The sequence below is a fragment of the Mesorhizobium sp. M0862 genome (genome assembly GCF_040319795.1).
Taxonomy (GTDB): Bacteria; Pseudomonadota; Alphaproteobacteria; order Rhizobiales; family Rhizobiaceae; genus Mesorhizobium.
On sequence record NZ_JAMYOJ010000034.1, the window covers coordinates 1 to 22,736 of the forward strand.

At 63.7% G+C, this 22,736-nt stretch carries 21 protein-coding genes; 11 read left to right on the forward strand and 10 right to left on the reverse strand.

Features of this window, described 5'->3' with window-relative positions:
• Window positions 1-416: 416 nt before the first annotated feature.
• Together NKI15_RS30000 and NKI15_RS30005 are read right to left on the reverse strand one after the other, a co-directional pair.
• Window positions 417-740 carry a protein kinase family protein gene (locus NKI15_RS30000; protein ID WP_352515321.1) on the reverse strand — a complete coding sequence of 108 codons (324 nt, stop codon included), beginning with the start codon at window positions 738-740 and terminating at the stop codon, window positions 417-419.
• Between the two features lie 123 nt (window positions 741-863).
• Window positions 864-2,012: an amidohydrolase gene (locus NKI15_RS30005; RefSeq protein ID WP_352515320.1), complete on the reverse strand. Its 1,149-nt coding sequence runs from the start codon at window positions 2,010-2,012 to the stop codon at window positions 864-866.
• A 289-nt stretch (window positions 2,013-2,301) separates the two neighbouring features.
• On the opposite strand from NKI15_RS30005, the gene NKI15_RS30010 reads away from it, so the two are divergent.
• The 3 genes from NKI15_RS30010 (at window position 2,302) to NKI15_RS30020 (ending at window position 3,958) form a co-directional block, all read left to right on the forward strand.
• Window positions 2,302-3,297: a GlxA family transcriptional regulator gene (locus NKI15_RS30010; protein WP_023814685.1), complete on the forward strand. Its 996-nt coding sequence runs from the start codon at window positions 2,302-2,304 to the stop codon at window positions 3,295-3,297.
• 68 nt (window positions 3,298-3,365) lie between these two features.
• Window positions 3,366-3,647: a type II toxin-antitoxin system ParD family antitoxin gene (locus NKI15_RS30015; RefSeq protein WP_023669694.1), complete on the forward strand. Its 282-nt coding sequence runs from the start codon at window positions 3,366-3,368 to the stop codon at window positions 3,645-3,647.
• Entirely contained in the window at window positions 3,644-3,958 is a 315-nt protein-coding gene (locus NKI15_RS30020) for a type II toxin-antitoxin system RelE/ParE family toxin (RefSeq protein WP_023814686.1), read from the forward strand. The genes NKI15_RS30015 and NKI15_RS30020 overlap by 4 nt, the downstream gene beginning before the upstream one ends.
• Here the strand turns inward: NKI15_RS30020 and NKI15_RS30025 are convergent.
• From NKI15_RS30025 to eglC, 3 genes are read right to left on the reverse strand one after another with little or no spacing between them, the layout of a single operon-like run.
• Window positions 3,945-5,264: an HlyD family type I secretion periplasmic adaptor subunit gene (locus tag NKI15_RS30025; protein ID WP_023814687.1), complete on the reverse strand. Its 1,320-nt coding sequence runs from the start codon at window positions 5,262-5,264 to the stop codon at window positions 3,945-3,947. The genes NKI15_RS30020 and NKI15_RS30025 overlap by 14 nt on opposite strands.
• A 3-nt stretch (window positions 5,265-5,267) precedes the next feature.
• Window positions 5,268-7,028: a type I secretion system permease/ATPase gene (locus NKI15_RS30030; RefSeq protein WP_023744106.1), complete on the reverse strand. Its 1,761-nt coding sequence runs from the start codon at window positions 7,026-7,028 to the stop codon at window positions 5,268-5,270.
• Window positions 7,029-8,453, reverse strand: a complete 1,425-nt coding sequence (eglC, locus tag NKI15_RS30035; protein WP_023669698.1) for an endo-1,3-1,4-beta-glycanase EglC — start codon at window positions 8,451-8,453, stop codon at window positions 7,029-7,031.
• Window positions 8,454-8,868: 415 nt separating this feature from the next.
• On the opposite strand from eglC, the gene NKI15_RS30040 reads away from it, so the two are divergent.
• On the forward strand, window positions 8,869-9,312 hold the full coding sequence (locus NKI15_RS30040) for an SRPBCC family protein (protein ID WP_023683102.1): 444 nt from the start codon (window positions 8,869-8,871) through the stop codon (window positions 9,310-9,312).
• Window positions 9,313-9,382: 70 nt separating this feature from the next.
• Here the strand turns inward: NKI15_RS30040 and NKI15_RS30045 are convergent, their stop codons facing one another.
• The 3 genes from NKI15_RS30045 to NKI15_RS30055 form a co-directional block, all read right to left on the reverse strand.
• Complete coding sequence (locus NKI15_RS30045; RefSeq protein ID WP_352515319.1) at window positions 9,383-10,348, reverse strand: hypothetical protein; 966 nt, start codon at window positions 10,346-10,348, stop codon at window positions 9,383-9,385.
• 128 nt (window positions 10,349-10,476) lie between these two features.
• Complete coding sequence (locus NKI15_RS30050) at window positions 10,477-11,979, reverse strand: helicase HerA domain-containing protein (protein WP_023737555.1); 1,503 nt, start codon at window positions 11,977-11,979, stop codon at window positions 10,477-10,479.
• Window positions 11,980-12,116: 137 nt separating this feature from the next.
• Entirely contained in the window at window positions 12,117-12,758 is a 642-nt protein-coding gene (locus tag NKI15_RS30055) for a glutathione S-transferase family protein (RefSeq protein WP_023714111.1), read from the reverse strand.
• Between the two features lie 146 nt (window positions 12,759-12,904).
• On the opposite strand from NKI15_RS30055, the gene NKI15_RS30060 reads away from it, so the two are divergent.
• Window positions 12,905-13,135: a hypothetical protein gene (locus tag NKI15_RS30060; protein WP_023747054.1), complete on the forward strand. Its 231-nt coding sequence runs from the start codon at window positions 12,905-12,907 to the stop codon at window positions 13,133-13,135.
• A 133-nt stretch (window positions 13,136-13,268) separates the two neighbouring features.
• Here NKI15_RS30060 and NKI15_RS30065 read toward each other — a convergent pair whose 3' ends face one another.
• On the reverse strand, window positions 13,269-13,754 hold the full coding sequence (locus NKI15_RS30065) for a hypothetical protein (protein ID WP_023726474.1): 486 nt from the start codon (window positions 13,752-13,754) through the stop codon (window positions 13,269-13,271).
• 175 nt (window positions 13,755-13,929) lie between these two features.
• Between NKI15_RS30065 and NKI15_RS30070 the strand changes: the two genes are divergently transcribed.
• Both NKI15_RS30070 and NKI15_RS30075 read left to right on the forward strand, forming a co-directional pair.
• The gene (locus NKI15_RS30070; protein WP_023707576.1) at window positions 13,930-14,295 is read left to right on the forward strand and encodes a RidA family protein; all 366 of its coding nucleotides are present in this window, start codon (window positions 13,930-13,932) and stop codon (window positions 14,293-14,295) included.
• Between the two features lie 102 nt (window positions 14,296-14,397).
• On the forward strand, window positions 14,398-15,624 hold the full coding sequence (locus NKI15_RS30075; protein ID WP_023726473.1) for an amidohydrolase/deacetylase family metallohydrolase: 1,227 nt from the start codon (window positions 14,398-14,400) through the stop codon (window positions 15,622-15,624).
• A gap of 154 nt (window positions 15,625-15,778) precedes the next feature.
• Here NKI15_RS30075 and NKI15_RS30080 read toward each other — a convergent pair whose 3' ends face one another.
• Window positions 15,779-17,569, reverse strand: coding sequence for a flavin-containing monooxygenase (locus NKI15_RS30080; RefSeq protein ID WP_023704186.1), 1,791 nt, complete (start codon window positions 17,567-17,569; stop codon window positions 15,779-15,781).
• Window positions 17,570-17,971: 402 nt separating this feature from the next.
• Here NKI15_RS30080 and NKI15_RS30085 point away from each other — a divergent pair, with 402 nt between their 5' ends.
• The 4 genes from NKI15_RS30085 to kdpC all read left to right on the forward strand — a co-directional run bounded on the left by NKI15_RS30085 (window position 17,972) and on the right by kdpC (window position 22,688).
• Window positions 17,972-18,061 carry a K(+)-transporting ATPase subunit F gene (locus tag NKI15_RS30085; RefSeq protein WP_023669708.1) on the forward strand — a complete coding sequence of 30 codons (90 nt, stop codon included), beginning with the start codon at window positions 17,972-17,974 and terminating at the stop codon, window positions 18,059-18,061.
• Between the two features lie 18 nt (window positions 18,062-18,079).
• The gene (gene kdpA, locus NKI15_RS30090; RefSeq protein ID WP_352887869.1) at window positions 18,080-19,783 is read left to right on the forward strand and encodes a potassium-transporting ATPase subunit KdpA; all 1,704 of its coding nucleotides are present in this window, start codon (window positions 18,080-18,082) and stop codon (window positions 19,781-19,783) included.
• A gap of 232 nt (window positions 19,784-20,015) precedes the next feature.
• Window positions 20,016-22,109: a potassium-transporting ATPase subunit KdpB gene (gene kdpB, locus NKI15_RS30095; RefSeq protein WP_352887871.1), complete on the forward strand. Its 2,094-nt coding sequence runs from the start codon at window positions 20,016-20,018 to the stop codon at window positions 22,107-22,109.
• Window positions 22,110-22,121: 12 nt separating this feature from the next.
• Window positions 22,122-22,688 (forward strand): potassium-transporting ATPase subunit KdpC, encoded by a 567-nt coding sequence (kdpC, locus tag NKI15_RS30100; protein ID WP_023710827.1) that lies wholly within the window; start codon window positions 22,122-22,124, stop codon window positions 22,686-22,688.
• The last annotated feature ends 48 nt before the right edge of the window (window positions 22,689-22,736 follow it).

Sequence of the window (22,736 nt, forward strand, 5' to 3'; positions counted from 1 at the left end):
TGGCGTTCCTTCCAGGAATCGGTGACGTTGAACATCACCAGCCTGCCATGACCGCCCTCTCTCAGCGAATTTGCAGAACTCTCAGCACACTACCCAAAGCTGGTGGGGAGAGCGGAGGAGCGCTTCATACAGAGCTGGCAATGCCAATGCCTCGGGGCATGGGCTATCGCATATGAGCTTTTACGTAGAGGACCCCCACTCTAACTTGCCGGGGCGAGCCAGGGTTTCGCCCGTCCTTCGGACCCTCACAAGGCGGAGGGAACGCTGCCGCACGCCCAGCCCTTTTTCGACTTAGACGGTTTTGCGGAAATCAGCGCCAACCTAGTCTCCCTCCCCCTTGTTGGGAGGGATTGAGGGCGGGGGTATTCGTAGGGCGCAAGCCTCCGCTATGGTCCCTGTGCAAACCAATCCCAGCCCTACGGATATTTCCCCGGCTTTGGTGCGTAGATTTGCGGATCGAAGTCCAAATCCTTCGGCAGCGGCAGGCTCGAGCACTGCAGATGCATCTGGCGCGCCAACAGCCTTCGCTGCTGCTGCTCATGCTCCTTGATCGCCGCCACGAGACCCATGCTGTAGGGCCCCAGCACGACGCCGGCGGCCCATCCCGGATGCTCCTTCTCGCGCCGGTCGTAGTTCAAGGCATCCGTGCGGGCCTGCTGGCATTCCGGCGTCGCCCATTTCGGGTCTTGGGTCGAGAGCGAGGCTCCATACTGGACCGGAGACGATACGCACCCTGCCACTGTCGCAGTCAACGCGACGACATTGCAATTCTCATCCGCAAGCCCCTCCTAATGTAGGACGCGACTACAAGACGATTCCAGCGGGAAAAAGGCAGCTTCAGGATGCGTATCTTGCATGGGCGCTCAGCCCAGCAGGTTGCGCGCCGTGCGCATGAAGATCTTCGAGCCGAGCGGGATCAGATCGTCGGGAAAATCATAGTCGGGATTGTGCAATGACGGGGTGCGCTCGCCCGCGCCGAGGAAGAACATCGCCGACTTCGCCTTGTGGCCGAAGATGCCGAAGTCTTCCGAGGCGCGCATCGGCAGGGCCTCTTCGCTGCGCGCGACACCTTCCTCGTCGAGTGCGCGGTTGAGATGCTCCACCGCATCCGGCGCATTGACGCTGGCGACGAAGATCTCGTGATAGTCGCAGCGCACGGAAAGGTGGTGCTCGCCCGCGATCCCCGCAGCCAGGGCTTCCGCAGCTGCGACCAGCTCCGCCATGCGCTCGTCGCGCCTTGTGCGCAGCGTCGCCCACACCTCCGCATGTCCGGGCGCGATGCCGAACACGGCCTCGCCCATCGTCGCATGGGTGACGCTGACCATGCTGAAATCGTCATCGGCGAAAGTGCCGCGCCCCAGTGCCGGAAGCGCCGGCATCAGCTGGCTGATCGCCGGCATCGGCGACACGCCGGTTTCGGGCATGGAGGAATGCGCGGTCTTGCCGTCCAGCACGATGCGGATGCCGCGCGAGGCGCAGTTGACGACGCCGGGCTTGAGCCGCACCTCGCCGAACGGCACGCCCGGCAGATTGTGCAGCGAGAAGGCGAAGTCCGGCGCGATCTCGCCAAAGCGTGGATCGGCGACGACGCCGGCCGCACCATTGCCGGTTTCCTCCGCCGGCTGGAACATCAAGACGACGCGGCCGCGGGCCGGCCGCTCACGCCCGAGCTGGCGGCCAAGTGCGGCCAGGATCGCGGTGTGGCCGTCATGGCCGCACATATGCGATTTTCCCGGCACCTGCGAGGCATGCTCGACGCCCGAAAGCTCCTCGATCGGCAGCGCATCGATCTCCGAGCGGAACAGCACCGTCGGTCCCGCCTGGCCGCTGTCATAGACCGCCGCCACGCCATGACCGCCGAGGCCGGTCAGCACCTTGTCCGGCGCTGTATCGGCGAGGAAGCTGACGACTTCCTTGGCGGTCTGTTCTTCCTCGTTGGAGATTTCCGGGTTTTGGTGCAGCTTGCGGCGCCATGCCGTCAGCTCGATGATATCGCGATTGGTCAGGGTCATGGCTTGGGCTCCGCTTTGGTGCTGCAGGTTACACAAACACGATAGGGTTTTTCTCACGCCGTGCCATACTGATCAATTCCACTGGTCCATCTGCCTGTCTTGTGTGAGCGTAGATGACGACATCCCATGACCACCACACAACCCAGAGAATTTCCAGCTCCGCACTGAGGCCGTCGATCTCATCTCCGACATCCGGTGGCTTCTCCTGAAAAGCGCCGCGTGCTCGCCTGTGCGACATCTTTCGCGATAATTGCTTCCATCCACCCGAAGGAACGGTTTCGGAGCAACAATGGCCAGGCGGTTTGCGTTTCTCTTGGTTCGCGACTTCACGCTGTCGCCGCTGTCGCTGTTCATCGACACGCTGCGGCTCGCCGGCGATGAAGGCGACCGCAGCCGCCGGATCGAGTTCGACTGGGAGATCGTCGGCGAGCGTGGCCTGCCGATCCGGGCGAGTTGCGGTGTCGAGTTGCTGCCGACCAAGGCGATCGGCAATCCGCAGGAGTTCGACAATGTCGTCGTGGTCGGTGGCCTGCTCGACACCAACCGCAGCCTCAGCTCCGAAAAGGAGGTCTTCCTGTTGCGGGCGGCCGAAAAGGGCGTGCCGCTGACGGCACTCTGCACCGGCAGCTTCGTGCTCGCGCGCTACGGTCTGCTCGATGGCTACAGTGCTGCCGTCAGCTGGTTTCACATCAAGGATTTCCGCAGCCAATTCCCTGATGTGAACGCCCATGCCGACAGCCTGTTTTCCGTCGATAGGGGCCGCTCGACCTGCGCCGGAGGCACGGGTGCGGCCGACCTTGCCGGCCATTTCGTGTCGCAGTTCATCGGCCGCAAGGCTGCGGAAAAAGCCGCCAAGATCCTCGTGCTCGACCGCATCCGCTCGAGCCTGGATGTGCAGCCCGTCGGCGATCTCTTTCCGGCCGCGTCGAGCCGAGCGGTGAAACGGGCGCTGCTTCTGATGGAAAGCAATCTCCAGGAGACGCTGTCGGTCGCCGAGATCGCGGGCCGGTTGCATTTATCCCGGCGCCAGCTTGAGCGGCTGTTCTGCGCCGAGCTCGGCATCGGCCCGATGGCCGCCTATCTTGCGCTGCGCGTACATCAGGCCAAGTCGCTGCTGGAGGGGAGCGACTTGGCAATCGGCGACATCGCCTACCGCTGCGGTTTTCCCAATGCCGGCCATTTCAGCCGTGTCTTCCGCCATCAGACCGGTATCACGCCGACCCATCTCAGGCATCCGAACCGAATGTCCGGTGTCTTTGCCGACGGCAAGGGGAGCGGTCCCTAAGCCTATATTGGGGCGTGCGATCTCGCCGTTGGTATGATAATATCATACCAACCTGATAGGAGGGATCGATGTCCGCCACCGAAAAACGCACCTTCAGCCTGCCGGCCGAGCAGGCTGCTTTCATCGACCAGCTCGTTCGGTCCGGCACATACGCGACCAGCAGTGAAGTGATCCGCGCCGGTCTTCGCGCATTGCAGGAACGCGACGCCGCCGTGGAGCGCTGGCTGCGTGAGGAGGTCGCGCCGACCTATGATAGGTGGAAGGCAGACCCCTCCCAGGCCATCCCGGCCGACAAGTCTTTTGACAGCATCCGCGCACATCACGCAGCTCGCCTCAAGGGGAACGTGTGAAGCGCCGGCATGTTGTCCTTTTGCCGGAAGCCCAGACGGACCTGTTATGGATATACGATACGGTCGCTCACGCATCCGGCAACCTCACCGCCCTTCGATACATCGAGCGGATCGAGCGATTTTGCCTGGGTCTCGACTATGCCTCGGAACGCGGAACCCTAAGGGATGATGTGCGGCCGGGGCTTCGCATCGATGGCTTCGAGCGCCGCCTGACTGTGGCCTTCACCGTAGAAGGCAACCAGGTGGTGATTCTCAGGGTGTTCTACGGCGGCGTCAACTGGGAGGACGAGTTGGCGCCTATCGCTCCGTGAACGCCCGCGCGAACGAGTCCAGAATCGGCCGCGCCAGATATTCGAGGAAGGTTCGGTCGCCGGTGCTGATAAACGCCTCGACCGGCGTTCCCGGGTAAAGCTGCTCGGCTTTCACGCCCTGCGGCAGCGTGTCGGTGATCTTCAGCCTGGCGCGGAAATACGCCTCATGCGTGGTTTCATCGATCAGCCGGTCGGCGGAAATTTGCGTCACCGTAGCCGGGACCTCAGGGGTGAGGCGCGCGTTCAGGGCGGACAGCCTGAGCTTCGCCGGCTGGCCGACGCGAACCAGGTCCACGTCTTTCGGTCGCAGCTTCGCGTCGACGATGAGGCCCGACGCGGTCGGCAGGATCTCCATAATCTTCTGCCCCGGCGCAATCACGCTGCCTTTGGAGTTGTAGATCGAGGATACCACGATGCCGGCTGCCGGCGCCTTGATCGTCGTGCGCCCCAGCACCGCCTCGGCTGCGGTGATCTGTTCGCCGATGTCGGCCAGGCTGGTGCGAACCTCGTCGAGCTTGGTCAGCGCGTCCTCGACGCGCTGCGTGGTCGCGCGCTCGACCTGCGCCTGGGCTTCGACGATCTGCGTCTTGGTCGCTGCGATATCCGCCTCCAGCGCGCCGGCCTGGCCGACCAGATCGGCCTCGCTGCGCAGAAGCTGCGAATATTCGCTGCGGTTGGTGAGACCCTTGTCGAGCAGGCCGGTCTTGATGCCGAGTTCCTTCTTCACGATCTCGGCCTGTTGCTGGATGGCGAGTTTCTGCGCCTCCAGTCCCAGCGCCGACTCACGATGCATGGCGACGCGCTGCGCCAGGATCGACTGCTCGGAGCGGAACCGGGCGAGCCTGGCCTCGAACTCCTTCTGCTGTTCGTGCACCAGATTGTCGAAATCGCGCTGGAACGGCGCGGGTGCTGCTTCGGCGATCGGCGCCAGCCTGTCCGATCCGTCGCGCTCGGCCTCAAGTCGCGCGGCACTTGCCCTGAGCGCGATCGTCTGTCTGGTCAGCCGGTTGAGGTCGGTCTCGGCCGCCCTGCGGTCGAGCAGGACCAGCGGTTCGCCTTGTTGCACGCGGTCGCCTTCATGCACCAGCAACTGCTCGATGATGCCGCCCTCGGGGTGCTGGATGAGGATGTTGCCGCCCGTCGCCGAGATCGTGCCGGAGGTGATCACCGCGCCGGAGAGCGGCGCGTTCGCCGCCCAATAGCCGAAGCAGCCGACGAAGAGCGCTATGGCCACGTAGCCGACGACGGCCATGCGGCGGAAGTCGGTGCGCGGTCGACCTTCGAAGGCGAGGCTCTGCTGCATCATCGTCTATGACCCGAAGCGGACGCTGTGCGGGCGCACGGTCGGCACGAACGAGCCTGTCACCACCGCGCTCCCGGCCTTGCCGGCCGCCGGTTGCCTCAGCACCTCGCTCGCCGGGCCGAAAGCTTCGACCATGCCGTTGCGCAGGACCATGACGCGGTCGCAGGCCGCGGCGATCGAAGGGCGATGCGTGATGACGACTGTCGTGACGCTTACACTTCGCGCGGCCGAAAGCATCCCTTCGAGCGCCGCCTCCCCACTGCCGTCGAGATGGGCGTTGGGCTCGTCCAGCACCAGCATGCGTGGCTTGCCGTAGAAGGCGCGCGCCAGCCCTATCCGCTGGCGCTCGCCGCCCGACAGCACGGTATGCGACGGGCCTATCATGGTCTGATAGCCGTCGCGCAGCGTGAGAATCAGCTCATGCGCCTCGGCGCGCCTGGCCGCTTCGACGATCGCGGCGTCATCGGCGTCGGGTTCGAAGCGGGCGACATTTTGCGCGATCGATCCCGGGAAAAGCTCCACCTCCTGCGCGAGATAGCCGATATGCCTGCCAAGCTGGGTTTCGTCCCAGCTCCTCAGGTCGGCGCCGTCGACCCTGACCGCGCCGCCGGTCGGCTGCAGCGCGCCCACAAGCAATTTCGCCAGCGTCGATTTGCCGGCCCCGCTCGGGCCGACGATCGCCACCGCTTCGCCGGCGCCGATGGCAAAATTCAACCGCTTGAGGATGGGCTCCGTGCCGAAAGCCGCAGTCGGCGCGATGAAGAACAGATCCTGCACCGAAATCGCGCCCAATGGATCGGGCAGTGCGAGCTTGCGCCCCTGCGCTGGTTGCGCCGCAAGGGCGGTGTCCAGCCGCTTCCAGCATCGCTTGGCGTCGACGATCTGCCGCCAGGATCCGATCAGCTGGTCGAGCGGCTGCAGCGCGCGCGACGACACCAGCGACGAAGCGAAGATCATGCCGGCGGTCATCTGCCCTTGTAGCACCAGCCACGCGCCGGCGCCGAGGATCGCCAGTTGCAGCATCATGCGCAGCGCCCGCGACGTCGCGCTGAAGATCGCATTGGCGCTTCCGGAACGGTCATGCAGGGTCAGCGCCTCAGCAACGTGTTGTCCCCAGACCGCGGCGGCATTTTGCACCATGCCCATGGCGCGCAGCGTGTCGGTGTTGCGGGCGAAGGCCTGTTCCGCCTGGCTGGCCACCGCCGAGCGTTCCGCCGACATGGCATCGTTCCTGCCGATGGCAAGCTGGTTGGCCACGACCAAGAGAAACAGCAGCACGGCGCCGGCGAGCGTCAGCCAGAACAGGACGGGATGGATGAAATAGAGCAAGGCCAGGAAGACGGGCGCAAACGGCAGGTCGAACAACACCGCCACGCCGCGCGACCTGATGAAGGCGCAAGTCGTGGCAAGGTCGTTCAGCGGCGACAGCCCGCTGCCGGCATGTCTGGCGCCAAGCGAGGCGGCGAATGTCCGCGCGCCCAGTTTCAGGTCGACGGTGGCCGCAACACGTTGCGCGTAGATGGCGCGGACCGCGTCCAGCAGGCCGAGGAAGGCGAGCGCGAGGACCGCCATGGCCGAGAGATAAAGCAGCGTCTCGACGCTGGAGGACGGCAACACCCGGTCATAGACCTGCAGCAGATAGAGCGGGATCACCAGGAGCAGGATGTTGATCAGCAACGAAAAGATGCCGATATCGGCGATGCCGCGCAGGAAAACCGGGCGCAGGCCGATGGCCGCATCCCTGAGTGGCGCGCGGTCCCGTGACATCTAGACCGCGTGCTCGGCTGTCGTGCTCAGATGGCTCTGCTGCAAATCGTTCAGCGTATAGGCGTGGATATAGTCGATCTTCATTTGCGCGGGCGTCGCCAGATGGTCGGGCGGCGCGCCGGCTTGACCGCCGACCGCAAGGTCGACCAGCATATACATGGGCTTGTTCATATCGGACGGCGTCGCCGCTTCCGCGACCTGGACGCCATCATAGGTCCAGACCAGCTTGTCCGGCGTCCACAACAGGCCATAGGTGTGATAGCCGTCGGTGTTGGAGACATTCACCGTCGACCCGACCGTGGTGTGGGTTCCCGTCTCATTTGTGTGCGCGGTCATGAGAAGCGCATTCGGGTTCTGCCCATACATTTCGATCACGTCGAGTTCCGGGGGCCATGAACCGTCTTCGGGCAGAAGCCAGAAGGCCGGCCACGCGCCGGCATTTTCCGGGAGATCGGCCCGCATTTCGAAATAGCCATAGGTCTGCGAGAAGGTGTCGTGCGTCGTCAGTATGCCGGAAGTGTATTCGTAATTGTTGATCAGCGGCTTGATGTCGTCGGGCGCATGCGCCGCGGTTATGGTGAGCACGCCGCTTGCGACGCTGAACGGATGGACCGAGCTGGTCGGCGCATAATTGGCGTCGATATACCATTGCAGCTCGCCGTTCTGGGGCTGCGAGCTGCCGTTCTGCGCCCCCCACCAGAAATTGGAATCCCAGATGCCGCTCTGGCCGTTCCACAGGCTCAGCGTGTTGAAATCGTCGTTGAACGACAGCGTCATGCCGGTCTTGTCGATCGGCAGCTCGAACTGGCCGGGCTGAAACTTGTCGATCGTGGTGTTGTGGAACACCAGCACCTCGCTCGAGCCGAGGTTCAGCTGCACGTTCGATCCCACCTGGACCATATTGGCGTGGACGGCCTCGAACGAGGTGAAGGCATAGCCGTTGAGGCGCACCGTGTCGGTCGCGCCGAAATCGGAGATAAGGTCGCTGCCATTGCCCTTGGTGATGATGAAGGTGTCGGCGCCGGCGCCGCCGATCAGCACGTCATTGCCCTTGCCGCCGTCCAGCGTCTGGCTGCCGGCGCCGCCCGTTATGATGTTGTCCTGAGCATTGCCGAAGGCATAGTGGCCGTCGCCGGTGACGACGAGGTTCTCGAAATTGGCGGGCAGCTTGTAGCTCATCCAGGTATCGATCGTGTCGACGCCCGCGCCGTAGTTCTCGACCGCTTTGTTGATCGTCGAATAGAGATGGTAATAGTCGTCCCCCGCGCCGCCATACATGGTGACCTTGACGTTGGTGTCGCCCCAGAAGGAATCGTTGCCCGAGGTGCCGTAGCGGTAAGGCGCGCCTCCAGTCGCCGAGAACCAATGGGTGGAAGCGCCGGTATAGGGAAGTGGAATGCCTTTGGCGTTGAGGACTGTGGTCATTCCGACACTCCTTGCGCGTGCTGCCTTGGTCGTTCGACAACCTTCGAGCGACCATTTCGGATCAACTCTTAAATTGATCCGTCGTTCCAGGGAATCATTCTATAGTACACCAAGGAGATCGTCGCCCATCATTTAATAGATAATGCCGAAGGCGTTAAGCTGATCCTAATACAACTTTGTAGGAGAGACTTACAATTTTAATAAATTGTGAGATCCGCGCCGAAAGGTTAGGCAACCTGTCAATGATTCATGCAATTTGACGCGACACGACCGCCTGCCTGAGGCGGCGACTCGAAGTCGCGGGCGGATGGCTGCCGGCAAAGGGCTCAAGAAAATTTGACAGCTATGTCGGACCGGGTGAGGTTCACCCGTCCTTGGGGCATCGAACAACGAAACCACAAAGGATACCGAAGAGATGCCAAGCACCGTACGTTTGCACCGCGTTCTGACGACCAGCCCGGAGAAGGTCTACCGCGCATTCACAGAAGCCGACGCGCTGGCGAAATGGCTTCCGCCGAACGGCTTCACTTGCACCGTGCACAGCTTCGACGCGAAAGTCGGTGGCGCCTTCAAGATGTCGTTCCGAAACTTCACGACGGGCGGCAGCCATTCCTTCGGCGGCGAATATCTCGAACTCGTTCCCGGCGAGCGCCTGCGCTACACCGACAGGTTCGACGACCCCAATTTGCCCGGCCAGATCGAAGTGACCGTGCTGCTGAAGAAAGTGTCGGTCGGCACGGAACTCGACATCACGCAGGCCGGCATTCCGGACGTTATTCCGGCCGAAGCCTGCTATCTCGGCTGGCAGGAGTCGCTGCGCAATCTGGCAAAGCTCGTCGAACCCGAGATCAATCAGTAGAGCCCATCGGATCGGCGGCGCCGCCCAGCCAGTCCGCGCCGCCGACAATGCCGAGCCGAGGACTCATCCCTCACGGCCCGGTGCAGATCGGCAACGGTTGTGGCGGCGGTGGCGGGTTGTCCTTGGCGTATTGCGCGATGATCGGCTCAAGGCTCTTTCGCGGCCAGAATTTCGGCTTGCCGATCTCCTTCAGGCAGGACGCATTCCAATAGGCGCCCGATTTACCAACGGCGGTGATGTCGCGCGATTCCGGGTAGATATAGAGCGTCGTCGGATTGCCCTTCACCATCGAAATGATCTGGTCGGCGTCGGACGGCGACCAGCTGGTGCAGCCATTGCTGCGGCCGCCGGCATAATCCACCAGCTTGCCGTATGGCACGAAGCCGTCATGGTCGGCATAGGAGCTGTTCGGGTTCTTGCGCAGGCACATGCCGCGCAACAGCCGCGCCGCGTGGCCACCGATCACCCGCTGCCTGGCATTCGCCGTCTCCCCCTCACCGTCGAACTGGATGAAGGTGCGCAGCAGCGCCTGGTCCTTTTTTGCGCCGATGCGGTAAAAACCCTTGAATGAGGTCTTTGCCTCGCCGGTCATATAGGCGCCACCGGTCGTCAAGGACGAGTCCAGGGCATTGCCGAAGTTTTTCGCGCAGCGTTTGCCGTTGGAGAAATCGACCACGCCTTTCAAATTTCGGCCGCCCCCATGGCCCGACGAGATCGCCCTGAACGACTGCTTGGCCTCGCAAATGACGTAGTAGCGCCGCCCCAGCACGCCATTGCCGAGATCGCCGGGGCGCGTCGCATCCATGGCGAAATAGCAGCCATTGTGGACCGCGCCTTGCGCGACCTTCTTCAGGTAAAGCGCGCGCGCCCGCTCCAGCACCACTTGCGAAATCTCGCCGTCGTCATTGCCGACATGGGCCTGCAGCCAGGCCGGCATATCGGAGGACGCGGCAAAAGACCGGGCAGACATCGTCAAGGCGATGCCGGCGATGGCGAGGAGGCCAAAGACAAAGACAGCCAGAGATTTCAACCGCACCGGACAACCCTCCCGCCCGAACCGTTCTGCGATTCTCGGAAACCCATCATAAATCGTCGCGCGCCGATCGGCGAAACACATCTTGTTCAGAACCGCGCAAGCAAGTCAGGTAGCTGCCTGTTCGCCTTTCAGAGCGCCAGGCTGCCCTGTTCCGCCTCCGCGGCATTGGGGTCGCCCGGCGCCGTCGCCCAGGCGAGCTCGACCAGCGTCACCGTGCGGCGGCCGGTGCCGTCGAGCTGGCAGACGATGAGGCCCTGCTCCTCGATATAGGTGAGCAGCCGCCGGGCGCGCCGCAGCGAATGCGAGCCGTAGGCGCGCGCGATCGCCGCGTCGCTCGGGCACGGCCAGCCCTCCTTGGCGGCGCGGGCGATCATCATGAACACGCCCTGCATGTCCTCGGGCAGCAGCGAGGCGCGCACGGAAACGTCCTGCCAGGCGTCATCTCCTGCCATGTCGGCGCCGAGCCCGGCGCGGGCACGCGTCAGCATGCGACGGAATTCTGAGAGGTCCGGCACCACCGAAGCGAGGCCTTCGATGCGGCAGCGGACGACGAACTCCTGATAAAGCACTCCGATGACGCGGAAACCCGCATCGGGCTGCGCCAGGATGGCGCGCAGGACACGGTCCACCCGCTCTCGCCGCTCGGCCATATCCTCGGCGCTTACCGCCGGTTCCGCAGGTTCCGGGCGGATCTCCATCGCCGCTGATTTGGCCGCCATCAGCTGGTCGAGCAGCTCCGGCGACGCCATCCGGCGCGGCGCGCGCATCGTCTCGGGCGGCGGCGCCGCCAGGATGATGGCGCGCGCGTCTTCAAGCGCTGTTTCCGGCATTGCCATCAGCCGCGGCGTACCGTTGCGCGGGCTGGTCTCGGTCTGGCCGATGCGCACGCCCAGCGGACGGCGCGACAGCGCTGGGCCCAACGCCATGAAGTGCCCGCGCTCCAGGTCTCGAAACGCCTCGGCCTGACGCCGTTCCATGCCCAGAAGGTCGGCGGCGCGCGCCATGTCGATATCGAGGAAGGTACGGCCCATGAGGAAATTGGACGCCTCCGCCGCGACATTCTTGGCGAGCTTTGCCAGCCGCTGCGTGGCGATGATGCCGGCAAGGCCGCGCTTGCGGCCGCGGCACATCAAATTGGTCATGGCGCCGAGCGAGAGCTTTCGCGCCTCGTCGGACACTTCGCCGGCCACGGCGGGCGCGAACAGCTGCGCTTCGTCGACCACCACCAGCATCGGATACCAATGCTCGCGGGCAACCTCGAACAACCCGCCGAGAAAGGCAGCGGCGCGCCGCATCTGGTTCTCGGCATCGAGCCCTTCGAGATTGAGCACCGTGGAGACGCGGTGGATGCGCGCCCGCTCGCCGGCTGCTTGCAGGCCACGCTCCGTATGCTCCTCGGCATCGATGACCAGATGGCCGTAATGGTCGCCCAGCGAGACGAAATCGCCTTCCGGGTCGATGATGGTCTGCTGCACCCAGGGCGCGCTCTGCTCCAGGAGCCGGCGCAAAAGGTGCGATTTGCCGGAGCCGGAATTGCCCTGCACCAGAAGCCGGGTGGCCAGCAGCTCCTCAAGGTCGAGCGCCGCCGACGCACCCGCCGTCGTCTGTCCCATCTCGATGGCTACGGTCATGTCACGACTCTCCTTGCGGACAGGGCTTATCAACCCGGCCGCGAGCCGTCGAGCGCGCCATGGCAACTCGCCCGCTGTTCCACACCTATGCTGCCAAAGCGCCACACATCAGCCCATCTGCCCAAAGGGAAGGCACATCAAGCGGAGTTGACCGGCGGCAGAAGCGGCGCTTCCAGCCCGTCGAAGGGATCGCGCCAGGCATCGATGGCTTCGAGCCGGCGATACCAACCCAGAACAGAGGGATAGTCCACCAGCGGCAGGCCGGCTGCATCGTTGAACGGCAAAAACGTCGCCATGCGGAAATCGGCATAGGAAAGCGACTTGCCCACAAGCCATGGCCGCTTGGCGAGCTCCGCCTCGAGAATCGCTGCCGCGATGCGGAACTCCGCCAGCCCCTCCTCGACCTTGCCCTGGTCGACAGGCCCAATCCCGTAGCGCTGCTTGGTTCCGCGCTCGAAATGCACGGTGTCGCAGGCCCGCACGAAATTTTCCTTGCCCCAGCTCAGCCAGCGGATCATGTCGGGTTGGTCGCCGCCGCCGCGCCAGAAATCCGAACCCGCTTCGCGCGACAGAAGGCAGGCTATGGCGTCGGCTTCCCACAGGCTGCCGCCCGTCCATGCCAATATCGGCAGGGTAAGATTGGGATTGAGCTGACGAAACCGCTCAGCCTGCCCGGGCGCCATGGGTGCCGCGAACTCACACTCGACCTTGGCCTGCAGATGACGTGCCGTTGCTACCGCAAGGCGCGGATTGGGATTGCGGCTGAAGTACAGTTTCATATCCGGTCCTGGACGCTGTGGGCTCGACCCTATCAAACACGCAAACGTGCCCTCCCGGCAATCTGGTCGGACCACGATTCCGCTGGCACACGCCGTCGTTCGGCGTATTATTTCCTTCGGGAGAGGGTTCTTGGCAGGAGGAAGCCATGAACGTAGTGCAGAGCGTACCTGTCATCGACGTGACAACCCAGAACCTTGTTTCCTCTGCGCTTTCCAGATTCCGCGCCGGCGATACCGTCTCGACCAGGGCGGCGCCCGACGCTATCCGCCGCATGGATCCAACCTGTGTCGACAGCGACGACGATCTCGTCGAGCTCGTCGTCATGGCGGCAATTGGTAAGACCATGGCGGTCGTGTTCGACCACCGCTCCCGCTAGCCCTGTGGGACGAACCTGTGCCGTTCAACTCGCTTGAGCTCGAGTGGATTCGGTTGGCGAGCTTTTACAACTGCAGCCCGGGAGGCGCACGTCTTCGTGCGCGAAGGCCGGCAATAGCATAAGCGGGCAAGACTCAGATCCCCAAGGGATGCGGCATGTAGCCGACGAAGCCGCCGATCTTCCAGTGGCCCGCCACCTTCCTGCAAAAATACAGCGTCTGCCATTTCAGCTTGTCGACGCTGCCATCGGCCTTGGCCACCGAGCCGTTGAACTTCTTGTGCAGCACGGCGCGGTCGCCATCGACATCGATGTCGCGCATGTTGGTGACGCGAAACAGCGCCTCGCGCAGCGGCTCGGCGAATCTGGCCGCCGCCGTCTCCTTGGCCTGGCGCAGCCATTCGTCGCGATAGACGGCAAGGCTCGGGAATTGCAGACGCCAGGCGTCGGCATCGCTGAGGAAATGCGCATGCATGCCGAAGAAGCTGTCGGCGAGGAAATCATCCTCGACCATCGACCAGTCCTGACGGATAAAGGCGTCGATGTCGCGCCGCACCAACATTTCCCAGAGCGCGTGGCGATCGGCATCGCCCTCTGGAAACGGGTTCTTGTCGAAGGTCATTGAAATCTCCTGTCGGGAAAATGCGACGCGCAAGATGCTGGCGAGCCTGCGATAAAGCAACACGCGTTTGGAAAAATGCTGCTTTCCAAAAAGCCCCCTATGAGGATCACCGGGACAGGCGTAGAGCGGTCGTCGAAAACGGGGCGCGGCCCGCCATTCTGAACAGGAGTTTCCTTTGCCTAAAGAGTGTTTTGGAACATCCCACGTGCCGCTGTCGCCGGCCGTGCGCGCCGGGGATTTCGTCTACATCTCAGGTCAGGTGCCGGTCGACAGCGACCGCATCGTGGTCAAGGGCGGCATCACCGAGCAGACCGAGCAGGTGCTGCAGAATGTGAAGGCGGCACTCGCGCTGGCCGGTTGCACCATGGACGATGTCGTCAAGACCACGGTCTGGCTCGAGGACGCGCGCGACTTCGGCGCCTTCAATGCCGTCTACGCCAAGCACTTCCCGAAAAATCCGCCGGCCCGCACCACGGTCGAATCGCGGCTGATGATCGACATCAAGATCGAGGTCGAAGCCGTCGCCTACCGGCCGGTTTGACCAGTCGGGGCATGATCCCGAAAGTGGAAACCGGTTTTCTCGGACAAACGGAAACCGTTTTGTCCAGAGATCATGCCCCAAAACGAAGAGAGGCAGGCGCCGATGCAGTTCGATCTCCTGATCAAGGGCGGCCGCCTGATCGATCCGGCCTCGGGCCTGGACGCGCCGCGCGATGTCGCCGTTGCGGGCGGTCGCGTCGCGGCCATCGAGACTGCCATCGACGCCGAGCATGCTACGCAGGTCGTGGATGCCAGGGATTGCATCGTCACGCCCGGCCTCATCGACCTGCACAGCCATGTCTATTGGGGCGGCACCTCGCTGGGCGTCGACGCCGACCGGCTGGCGGCCAAGAGCGGAACCACCACCTTCATCGATGCCGGCAGCGCCGGCGCCGGCAATTTTCTGGGCTTTCGCCGCCATGTCATCGAGCGCTCGAAGGTGCGTATTCTCGCCTACGTCAACATCTCCTTTGCCGGCATATTCGGCTTCTCGCAAAGCGTCTCGGTCGGCGAATGCAGCGATCTCAGGCTCTGCGAGCCACGCGAGACGGTGGCCGCGGTGCGCGAGCACGCCGATGTCGTCGTTGGGGTAAAAGTGCGCTCCGGCAAGCATGCCGGCGGCGCCAGCGGCATCGCCCCGGTCGATCTTGCGCTGGAAGCCGCCGACCAGGTCGGTCTGCCGCTGATGGCGCATATAGACGAGCCGCCGCCCGGCCGTTCCGAGGTGCTGCCACGGCTGCGCCGCGGCGACATCCTCACCCATTGTTTTCGGCCATTCCCCAACGCGCCGGTGTTCGCTTCCGGCGCGGTGCGGCCGGACATGCGGCTGGCCCGCGAACGCGGTGTCATCTTCGACATCGGCCACGGCATGGGATCGTTCGACTTCGCCGTGGCGAAAGCGATGCTGGCCGAGGGCCTCGCGCCCGACGTCATCTCCAGCGACGTGCATCTCTACTGCGTCGACGGTCCGGCCTTCGACATACTGGTCTGCATGTCGAAGCTGATGGCGCTGGGCATGCCGCTGGTCGAGGTGCTGCGCGCCGCCACGCAAAGGCCAGCCGAGGCGATCGCCAGGCCGGAGCTTGGGACGCTGAAAGTTGGCGGTGTCGGCGATGTCGCGGTGCTGAGACTGCGCCCCGGGCGCTTTACCTTCGTCGATGCGGTCGGTGCGGCGCTGATCGCGGATCAGCGGCTGGTCTCAGAAGGCATTGTTATCGGCGGTGTCTGGTGGCCGAACGAGGCGCCCGACCACAACGAGACCGAGCGCTTCGAGCCGCATGCGGCACATACGCATGTCGAGGTCGCGGCACGGCATTTCGGGCGTGGATAATCTCCCTCCTTGAGGGGGAGATGGCCGGCAGGCCAGAGGGGGTCGGTTCGACCGGACGCAAGCTCCTCGCGGCAGCTGGAGGTCAGCGCTCCACGCGCGGCGACCCCCTCTGTCGCCTTCGGCGACATCTCCCCCTCGAGGGGGGAGGAGATCGCTAGCGCCCTGCGTTACTCACCGCCCCAAACACCGGCGTCGCAATCCCTTCCATCCGCGCCTTGATCTGCAGCGCCACATATTTCGAGTAAAACCGCGACAGCGCCAGATTGCCGCCGTGGAACCACAGCGCGTCCTGCGCCGTCGGCTTCCACATGTTGCGCAGCTCGCCTTGCCAAGGACCGGGATCGCCCTTGACGCCGGAGCCGAGGCCCCAGCATGGCCCGACCTTGTCGGCGACCTCGCGCGAGACGATGGCCGCCACGGTCTCGTTCATCGACTGGTAGCCGGTACAGGCGACGATCGCATCGACGGCCAGCTCGCTGCGGTCGTCGAACAGGATGCCGGTCGGCGTCAATGAACTGATGCCGACGCCGCTCTTCACTTTGATCTCGCCATTGATGATCAGTTCGCAGGCGCCGACATCGATGTAGTAGCCGGAGCCGGTGCGGTAGGCCTTCATCAACAGCCCGGTCTCGTCCTCCCCGAAATCGATGGCGAAGCCGGCGGCGCGTAGCTGGTCGTAGAAGTCTGCGTCGCGTGCCTTGATCACCTCGTAAAGATCCCGCTGGCCCTTGGGTACAAGCGCGAACGGCGTGGACGCGACGATCAGGTCGGCCTTGTCGGTGCTGATGCCGCGCGCCAAAGCCTTTTCCGAGAAGATCTCGAAGCCGACTTCCATCAGAGTGTCGGATTTCACCACTGTCGTCGGCGACCGCTGGATCATGGTGACGTCTGCGCCGCTCTCCCAGAGGTCGACGCTGACATCGTGCCCCGAGCTTGCCGCGCCGATGACAGCGACACGTCTGCCGCGGAATTTCTCGCCGCTTGCATACTGGCTGGAATGCAGGAGTTCGCCCTTGAAGGTCTCGGCGCCGGGCAGCGCGATCTGGCGTGGCGGGCCATAGGCGCCGGTGGCAAAGACAATGTGCTTCGGCTTCAGCGTGATCTGCCGGCCGACGCGGTCGACCACCACAGTCCACACCTTCTCGGCCTCGTCATAGCTGGCGCTGAGGCATTTGGTGGCGACCCAGTAGTTGAGCTCCATCACCCTGGTGTACATCTCCAGCCAGTCGCCCATCTTGTCCTTGGGCGTGAACACCGGCCAGTTCTCCGGGAACGGAATGTAGGGCAGATGGTCGTACCAGACCGGATCGTGGAGCACGAGCGAGCGATAACGGTTGCGCCAGGAATCGCCGGGGCGCGCATTTTTCTCGATGATGATGGTGGGCACACCGAGCTGCCTCAGCCGCGCGCCGAGCATGATGCCGCCCTGCCCGCCGCCGATCACCAGGCAATAGGGCTGCTCGGTGGCGCCGAGGTCGCGCGTCTCGCGCGCCCGCGCCTCCGCCCAGGTTTCGCGCTTCGGATCGGCCTTGTGACGGATACCAAGCGGCCGCGCCGGTCCCTTTTGTTCCTCGAACCCCTTGAGCTCACGCACCGCCGTGAACAAGGTCCGGCAGCGGCCGTCCGTAAGGCGCACAATCCCTTCGCCCCGCGCGACCGCCGTTTCGAACGTGAACCAGGCCTCGACGGTGCCCTCATCCGAGGTCGCCTCGCCGGACAGCGTCCAGTGTGAGGGCTTCGTTTCCGCCAGCGTCGCTTGCAGCATGTCGCGGATCTCATCGCGGCCTTCCATCGTGGTGATGTTCCAGGTGAAAGCCAGCAGATCGCGCCAGTAGCAATCCTCGACGAACAGGTTGGCGGCCGCCTCGGCGTCATCAGCTTCCAGCGCCCGTGCAAGCGCGCAAAGCCATGTCGCCGCCTGTTTCGATGGTGCCATGTCGAGCATCTGTTTTTCCCTCGTTTTGCGTTCCCATTGTTTCGAAAGACGGAGCCGCCGCAAGAGGGGTCGCGATATCATGGCGTCGGTTTCTAGCGGCCCGGAACGGAGCCATCTCCCGGAAATCTTTATAGGAATTTTATATCTTTCCTCCCGGCCCCGTCTCGAACCTTTATGGCGATCGGGTCCATATTCCATCTCGAGCAAAACGCTGCGGACGCCGTGACCCCAGAGTTACGGCGGGCCGTTCTCATGGAATTTCTGGCTCGCCAGTCGCTGGCGCCAAATACAAGCAGAAGCAAGGACCAACACAAATGGACATCGTCGTCATCGGGATCGAGGTTTTGTTCTTCGGTCTTTCCCTCGCCTACATCAAAGCTTGCGACGCTCTTTAAGCGGAAGGATCGCACCATGCTTGTCGATTACATCCTCGGTGGCGGCGTGACCTTGTTCCTGCTCGTCTACCTGACATACGCCCTCGTTCGCCCAGAACGCTTCTGAAGCAAGGCACGGAAACCCATGACACTCAACGGATGGATACAGATCCTGGTTTATTGCGGGATCGTCGTTTTGCTGGTGAAGCCGCTCGGCGGCTACATGTACCGCGTCTTCAATGGCGATCGCACCTTTCTCTCGCCCATACTCGGGCCCGTTGAGCGCGGCCTCTACCGCATTTCGGGAACCAGCGAGCGCGAGGAGCAGCACTGGACGACCTACGCGGCAGGAATCATCTTCTTCAGCCTTGCCAGCTTCCTGGTGCTGTACTTTCTGCAACGCCTGCAGGGCGTCCTGCCTTACAATCCGGCCGGGATGGCATCGGTCGAACCCAATCTCGCCTTCAACACTGCCGTCAGCTTCGTCACCAACACCAACTGGCAGAATTACGGCGGCGAAAGCACGTTGTCCTACCTCGTGCAGATGGCCGGCCTGACTGTTCAGAACTTCATGTCCGCCGCCGTCGGCATTGCCATTGCGGTGGCGCTGATCCGCGGCTTCGCCCGCGCCTCGGCCAAATCGATCGGCAATTTCTGGGTCGATATGACCCGCTGCACGCTCTACATCCTGCTGCCGCTCAGCATCGTGCTCACCCTTGTCTATGTCTGGCTCGGCATGCCGCAGACGCTCGGGCCTTATGTCGACGCCACCACGCTGGAGGGCGCCAAGCAGACGCTCGCCCTTGGGCCGGTCGCCTCGCAGGTCGCCATCAAGATGCTCGGCACCAATGGCGGCGGCTTCTTCAACGCCAATGCCGCGCATCCTTTCGAAAACCCCGACGCCATCTCCAACATGATCCAGATGGTGACGATCTTCGCGCTGGGTGCTGCACTCACCAACGTCTTCGGCCGCATGGTCGGCAACCAGCGCCAGGGCTGGGCGATCCTGGCCACGATGGGTGTGCTGTTCATCGCTGGCGTCGTTATCTGCTACTGGGCGGAAGCCGCGGGCAATCCGCTGGTCCATGCGTTGGGCGTCGACGGCGCCAACATGGAAGGCAAGGAGAGCCGCTTCGGCATTGCCGCTTCGGCACTATTCGCCGTCATCACCACGGCTGCGAGCTGCGGTGCGGTGAACGCCATGCATGACTCGTTCACAGCACTTGGCGGCCTGGTCCCGATGCTCAACATGCAGCTCGGCGAAGTCATCGTCGGCGGCGTCGGCGCCGGCTTCTACGGCATCGTCATGTTCATCGTCATCACCGTGTTCGTCGCCGGCCTGATGGTTGGCCGCACGCCCGAATATCTCGGCAAGAAGATCGAGGCCAAGGAGATCAAGATGGCAATGCTCGCCATCCTCGCTCTGCCGTTGGTCATGCTGGTCTTCACGGCAATAGCGGTCGTGCTGCCAAGCGCCGTCGCCTCGACGGCCAATGGCGGTCCGCATGGCTTCTCCGAGGTTCTTTATGCCTACACTTCGGCGGCGGCCAACAACGGCTCGGCCTTTGGCGGCCTTTCCGGCAACACGCCCTGGTACAACATCACGCTCGGCATCTCCATGTGGGTGGGTCGCTTCTTCGTCATCATTCCAGCGCTTGCCATTGCCGGCTCACTAGCGACGAAGAAGACGGTTCCGGCTTCCGCCGGCACCTTCCCGACCGACGGCCCGCTGTTCGTCGGCCTGCTCGTCGGCGTCATCCTGATCGTCGTCGGCCTGACCTTCTTCCCGGCACTGGCGATCGGACCGATCGTCGAGCACCTGGCTGCCATCAACGGCCAGACATTCTGAGGCTTGTCATGTCCTGGTTCTACCCAAAACGCATGAAGGCCCGGCCGCGAGCCGGCCCACGAGCCGGCAATGAGGGGGAGGAAACGCCCCCTCCCTTCCCCAGCGTATCTACCTTCCTCGGCCTCGCGGCAGTCATGATCGTGATCTGGCTGCTGGCCTATGGTCCGCCGCCCCTCTTTTCGGCATCCGATCGGTCGGTGCCGGCCAACAGTTCAGATACTGGAGCCACCAAATGAGCCAGTCCAAATCCGCGAGCATCATGGATGCCCGCATCCTGTGGCCGGCCATCGGCGGCGCCTTCAGGAAACTCGACCCCCGCACGCTGGTCAGGAACCCGGTGATGTTCGTCGTCGCCATCGTCTCGCTTCTTACCACGGTCCTGTTCGTCAAGGATCTCGCCACCGGCGGCGGCGATTTCGGCTTTACGCTGCAGATCATCATCTGGCTGTGGTTCACCGTGCTGTTCGCCAACTTCGCCGAGGCCGTCGCCGAAGGCCGCGGCAAGGCGCAGGCCGATTCGCTGCGCAAGGCGCGCACCGAAACCCAGGCCAAGCTGCTTGCCGGCGAAGACCGCTCCAGGTTCAAGCTGGTGCCCGGCACCAGCCTGAAGGTTGGCGACATCGTGCTGGTCGAAGCCGGCGACATCATCCCGTCCGACGGTGAAGTGATCGAAGGCGTGGCCTCGGTCAACGAGGCGGCAATCACCGGCGAGTCCGCACCCGTCATTCGCGAATCCGGCGGCGACCGTTCGGCGGTCACCGGCGGCACGCAGGTTCTGTCCGACTGGATTCGCGTGCGCATATCAGCCGCCTCCGGCCACACCTTCCTCGACCGCATGATCTCGCTGGTCGAGGGTGCCTCGCGCCAGAAGACGCCCAACGAGATCGCGCTCAACATCCTGCTCGTCGGCATGACGCTGATCTTCGTGCTGGCCACCGCCACGATCCCTAGCTTTGCCTCCTATTCCGGCGGCTATATCCCGGTGACGGTGCTGGTCGCGCTGTTCGTCACCTTGATCCCGACCACCATCGGCGCCCTGCTGTCGGCCATCGGCATTGCCGGCATGGACCGCCTGGTGCGCTTCAACGTGCTGGCCATGTCCGGCCGTGCCGTCGAAGCGGCAGGCGACGTCGATACGCTTTTGCTCGACAAGACCGGCACCATCACGCTCGGCAACCGCCAGGCCACCGAATTCCGCCCGGTCAAGGGCGTCACCGAACAGGAACTGGCCGATGCCGCGCAGCTCGCCTCGCTCGCCGACGAGACGCCTGAGGGACGCTCGATCGTCGTGCTGGCCAAGGAGAAATACGCCATCCGCGCCCGTGACATGGCAACCTTGCATGCCAGCTTCGTGCCCTTCACCGCGCAGACCCGGATGAGCGGCGTCGACATCGATGGCTCGTCGGTGCGCAAGGGCGCCGTCGATACGGTTCTCGCCTATGTCAGCCAGTCGACATCGGCCACTCACGGCACGCGCCCCGGCAGCGACACCGTCAAGGATCTCCAGGCGATCGCCGACGAGATCGCCAAGTCGGGCGGCACGCCGCTGGCCGTCGAGCGTGACGGCCGCCTGCTCGGCGTCGTCCACCTCAAGGACATCCTCAAGGGTGGTATCCGCGAGCGCTTTGCCGAACTGCGCAAAATGGGCATCCGCACCGTGATGATCACCGGCGACAATCCGATGACTGCGGCGGCGATCGCAGCCGAAGCCGGCGTCGACGATTTCCTCGCCCAGGCCACGCCCGAGGACAAGCTGAAGCTGATCCGCGACGAACAGGCCAAGGGCAAGCTGGTCGCCATGTGCGGTGACGGCACCAACGACGCGCCGGCCTTGGCGCAGGCCGATGTCGGCGTCGCCATGAACACCGGCACGGTTGCCGCCCGCGAGGCCGGCAACATGATCGACCTCGATAGTGACCCGACCAAGCTGATCGAGATCGTCGAGATCGGCAAGGCGCTGCTGATGACGCGCGGCTCGCTGACGACCTTCTCGATCGCCAACGACGTCGCCAAATACTTCGCCATCATCCCGGCCATGTTTGCCGTCTTCTACGTTGCGCCGGGACATACAATCGGCCCCCTGCAAGCGCTCAACATCATGCATCTGGCGACGCCGCAGAGCGCCATCCTGTCGGCCATCATCTTCAACGCGCTGATCATCATCGCTCTGATCCCGCTGTCGCTTAAAGGCGTCAAATACCGCGCCATCGGCGCCGGCGCGCTGCTCAGCCGCAACCTGCTGGTCTACGGCCTCGGCGGCATCATCGTTCCCTTCGTCGGCATCAAGGCGATCGACATGATCGTCACCGGCCTCGGCCTCGCTTAAGGAAATACGTCCATGCTCACTCAGATAAGACCCGCTGTTATCATGATCGTCTTTTTCACCGTTTTGACCGGCCTGATCTATCCCCTGGGCATGACCGGCATCGCCCAGGCGCTGTTTCCGCACAAGGCCAATGGCAGCTTGATCGAGAAAAACGGCACGGTCATCGGCTCCGAACTGATCGGCCAGGGCTTTGCCGACGACAAGTATTTCCATGGCCGCCCCTCGGCTGCCGGCGACGGATACAACGCCGCAGCGTCCAGCGGCTCCAATCTCGGTCCAACCAACCCCAAGCTGATCGACCGCATCAAGGGCGATGTTGCAAAGCTGAAGGCGGAGAACCCGAACCAGCCGGTGCCGATGGATCTGGTGACGACGTCCGGCAGCGGCCTCGACCCCGCCATCAGCCCGGACGCCGCCTATTTCCAGGTCGCTCGGGTGGCCAAGGCCAGGGGCTTCGACGAAGCCAAGGTCAAGGCGCTTGTCGACAGCCATGTCGAAGGCCGCGAACTCGGCTTCCTCGGCGAGCCGGTCGTCAATGTGCTGGCGCTCAACCTGGCACTGGACGATACCAAGCAGTGAGAGACAATCTCTGAAGCCAGGGGCCAGGGATCGACACGATCCTCGGCG

What these genes read in the sequence shown, in the direction of transcription:
- eglC (WP_023669698.1), bottom strand. Translation starts at nt 8,453, where the DNA reads ATGACCACAGTCCTCAACGCCAAAGGCATTCCACTTCCCTATACCGGC.
- NKI15_RS30050 (WP_023737555.1), bottom strand. Translation starts at nt 11,979, where the DNA reads ATGACCGTAGCCATCGAGATGGGACAGACGACGGCGGGTGCGTCGGCG.
- NKI15_RS30005 (WP_352515320.1), bottom strand. Translation starts at nt 2,012, where the DNA reads ATGACCCTGACCAATCGCGATATCATCGAGCTGACGGCATGGCGCCGC.
- NKI15_RS30030 (WP_023744106.1), bottom strand. Translation starts at nt 7,028, where the DNA reads ATGTCACGGGACCGCGCGCCACTCAGGGATGCGGCCATCGGCCTGCGC.
- NKI15_RS30025 (WP_023814687.1), bottom strand. Translation starts at nt 5,264, where the DNA reads ATGATGCAGCAGAGCCTCGCCTTCGAAGGTCGACCGCGCACCGACTTC.
- NKI15_RS30010 (WP_023814685.1), top strand. Translation starts at nt 2,302, where the DNA reads ATGGCCAGGCGGTTTGCGTTTCTCTTGGTTCGCGACTTCACGCTGTCG.
- kdpB (WP_352887871.1), top strand. Translation starts at nt 20,016, where the DNA reads ATGAGCCAGTCCAAATCCGCGAGCATCATGGATGCCCGCATCCTGTGG.
- NKI15_RS30060 (WP_023747054.1), top strand. Translation starts at nt 12,905, where the DNA reads ATGAACGTAGTGCAGAGCGTACCTGTCATCGACGTGACAACCCAGAAC.
- NKI15_RS30015 (WP_023669694.1), top strand. Translation starts at nt 3,366, where the DNA reads ATGTCCGCCACCGAAAAACGCACCTTCAGCCTGCCGGCCGAGCAGGCT.
- NKI15_RS30080 (WP_023704186.1), bottom strand. Translation starts at nt 17,569, where the DNA reads ATGCTCGACATGGCACCATCGAAACAGGCGGCGACATGGCTTTGCGCG.
- kdpC (WP_023710827.1), top strand. Translation starts at nt 22,122, where the DNA reads ATGCTCACTCAGATAAGACCCGCTGTTATCATGATCGTCTTTTTCACC.
- NKI15_RS30085 (WP_023669708.1), top strand. Translation starts at nt 17,972, where the DNA reads ATGCTTGTCGATTACATCCTCGGTGGCGGCGTGACCTTGTTCCTGCTC.
- kdpA (WP_352887869.1), top strand. Translation starts at nt 18,080, where the DNA reads ATGACACTCAACGGATGGATACAGATCCTGGTTTATTGCGGGATCGTC.
- NKI15_RS30055 (WP_023714111.1), bottom strand. Translation starts at nt 12,758, where the DNA reads ATGAAACTGTACTTCAGCCGCAATCCCAATCCGCGCCTTGCGGTAGCA.
- NKI15_RS30075 (WP_023726473.1), top strand. Translation starts at nt 14,398, where the DNA reads ATGCAGTTCGATCTCCTGATCAAGGGCGGCCGCCTGATCGATCCGGCC.
- NKI15_RS30040 (WP_023683102.1), top strand. Translation starts at nt 8,869, where the DNA reads ATGCCAAGCACCGTACGTTTGCACCGCGTTCTGACGACCAGCCCGGAG.
- NKI15_RS30065 (WP_023726474.1), bottom strand. Translation starts at nt 13,754, where the DNA reads ATGACCTTCGACAAGAACCCGTTTCCAGAGGGCGATGCCGATCGCCAC.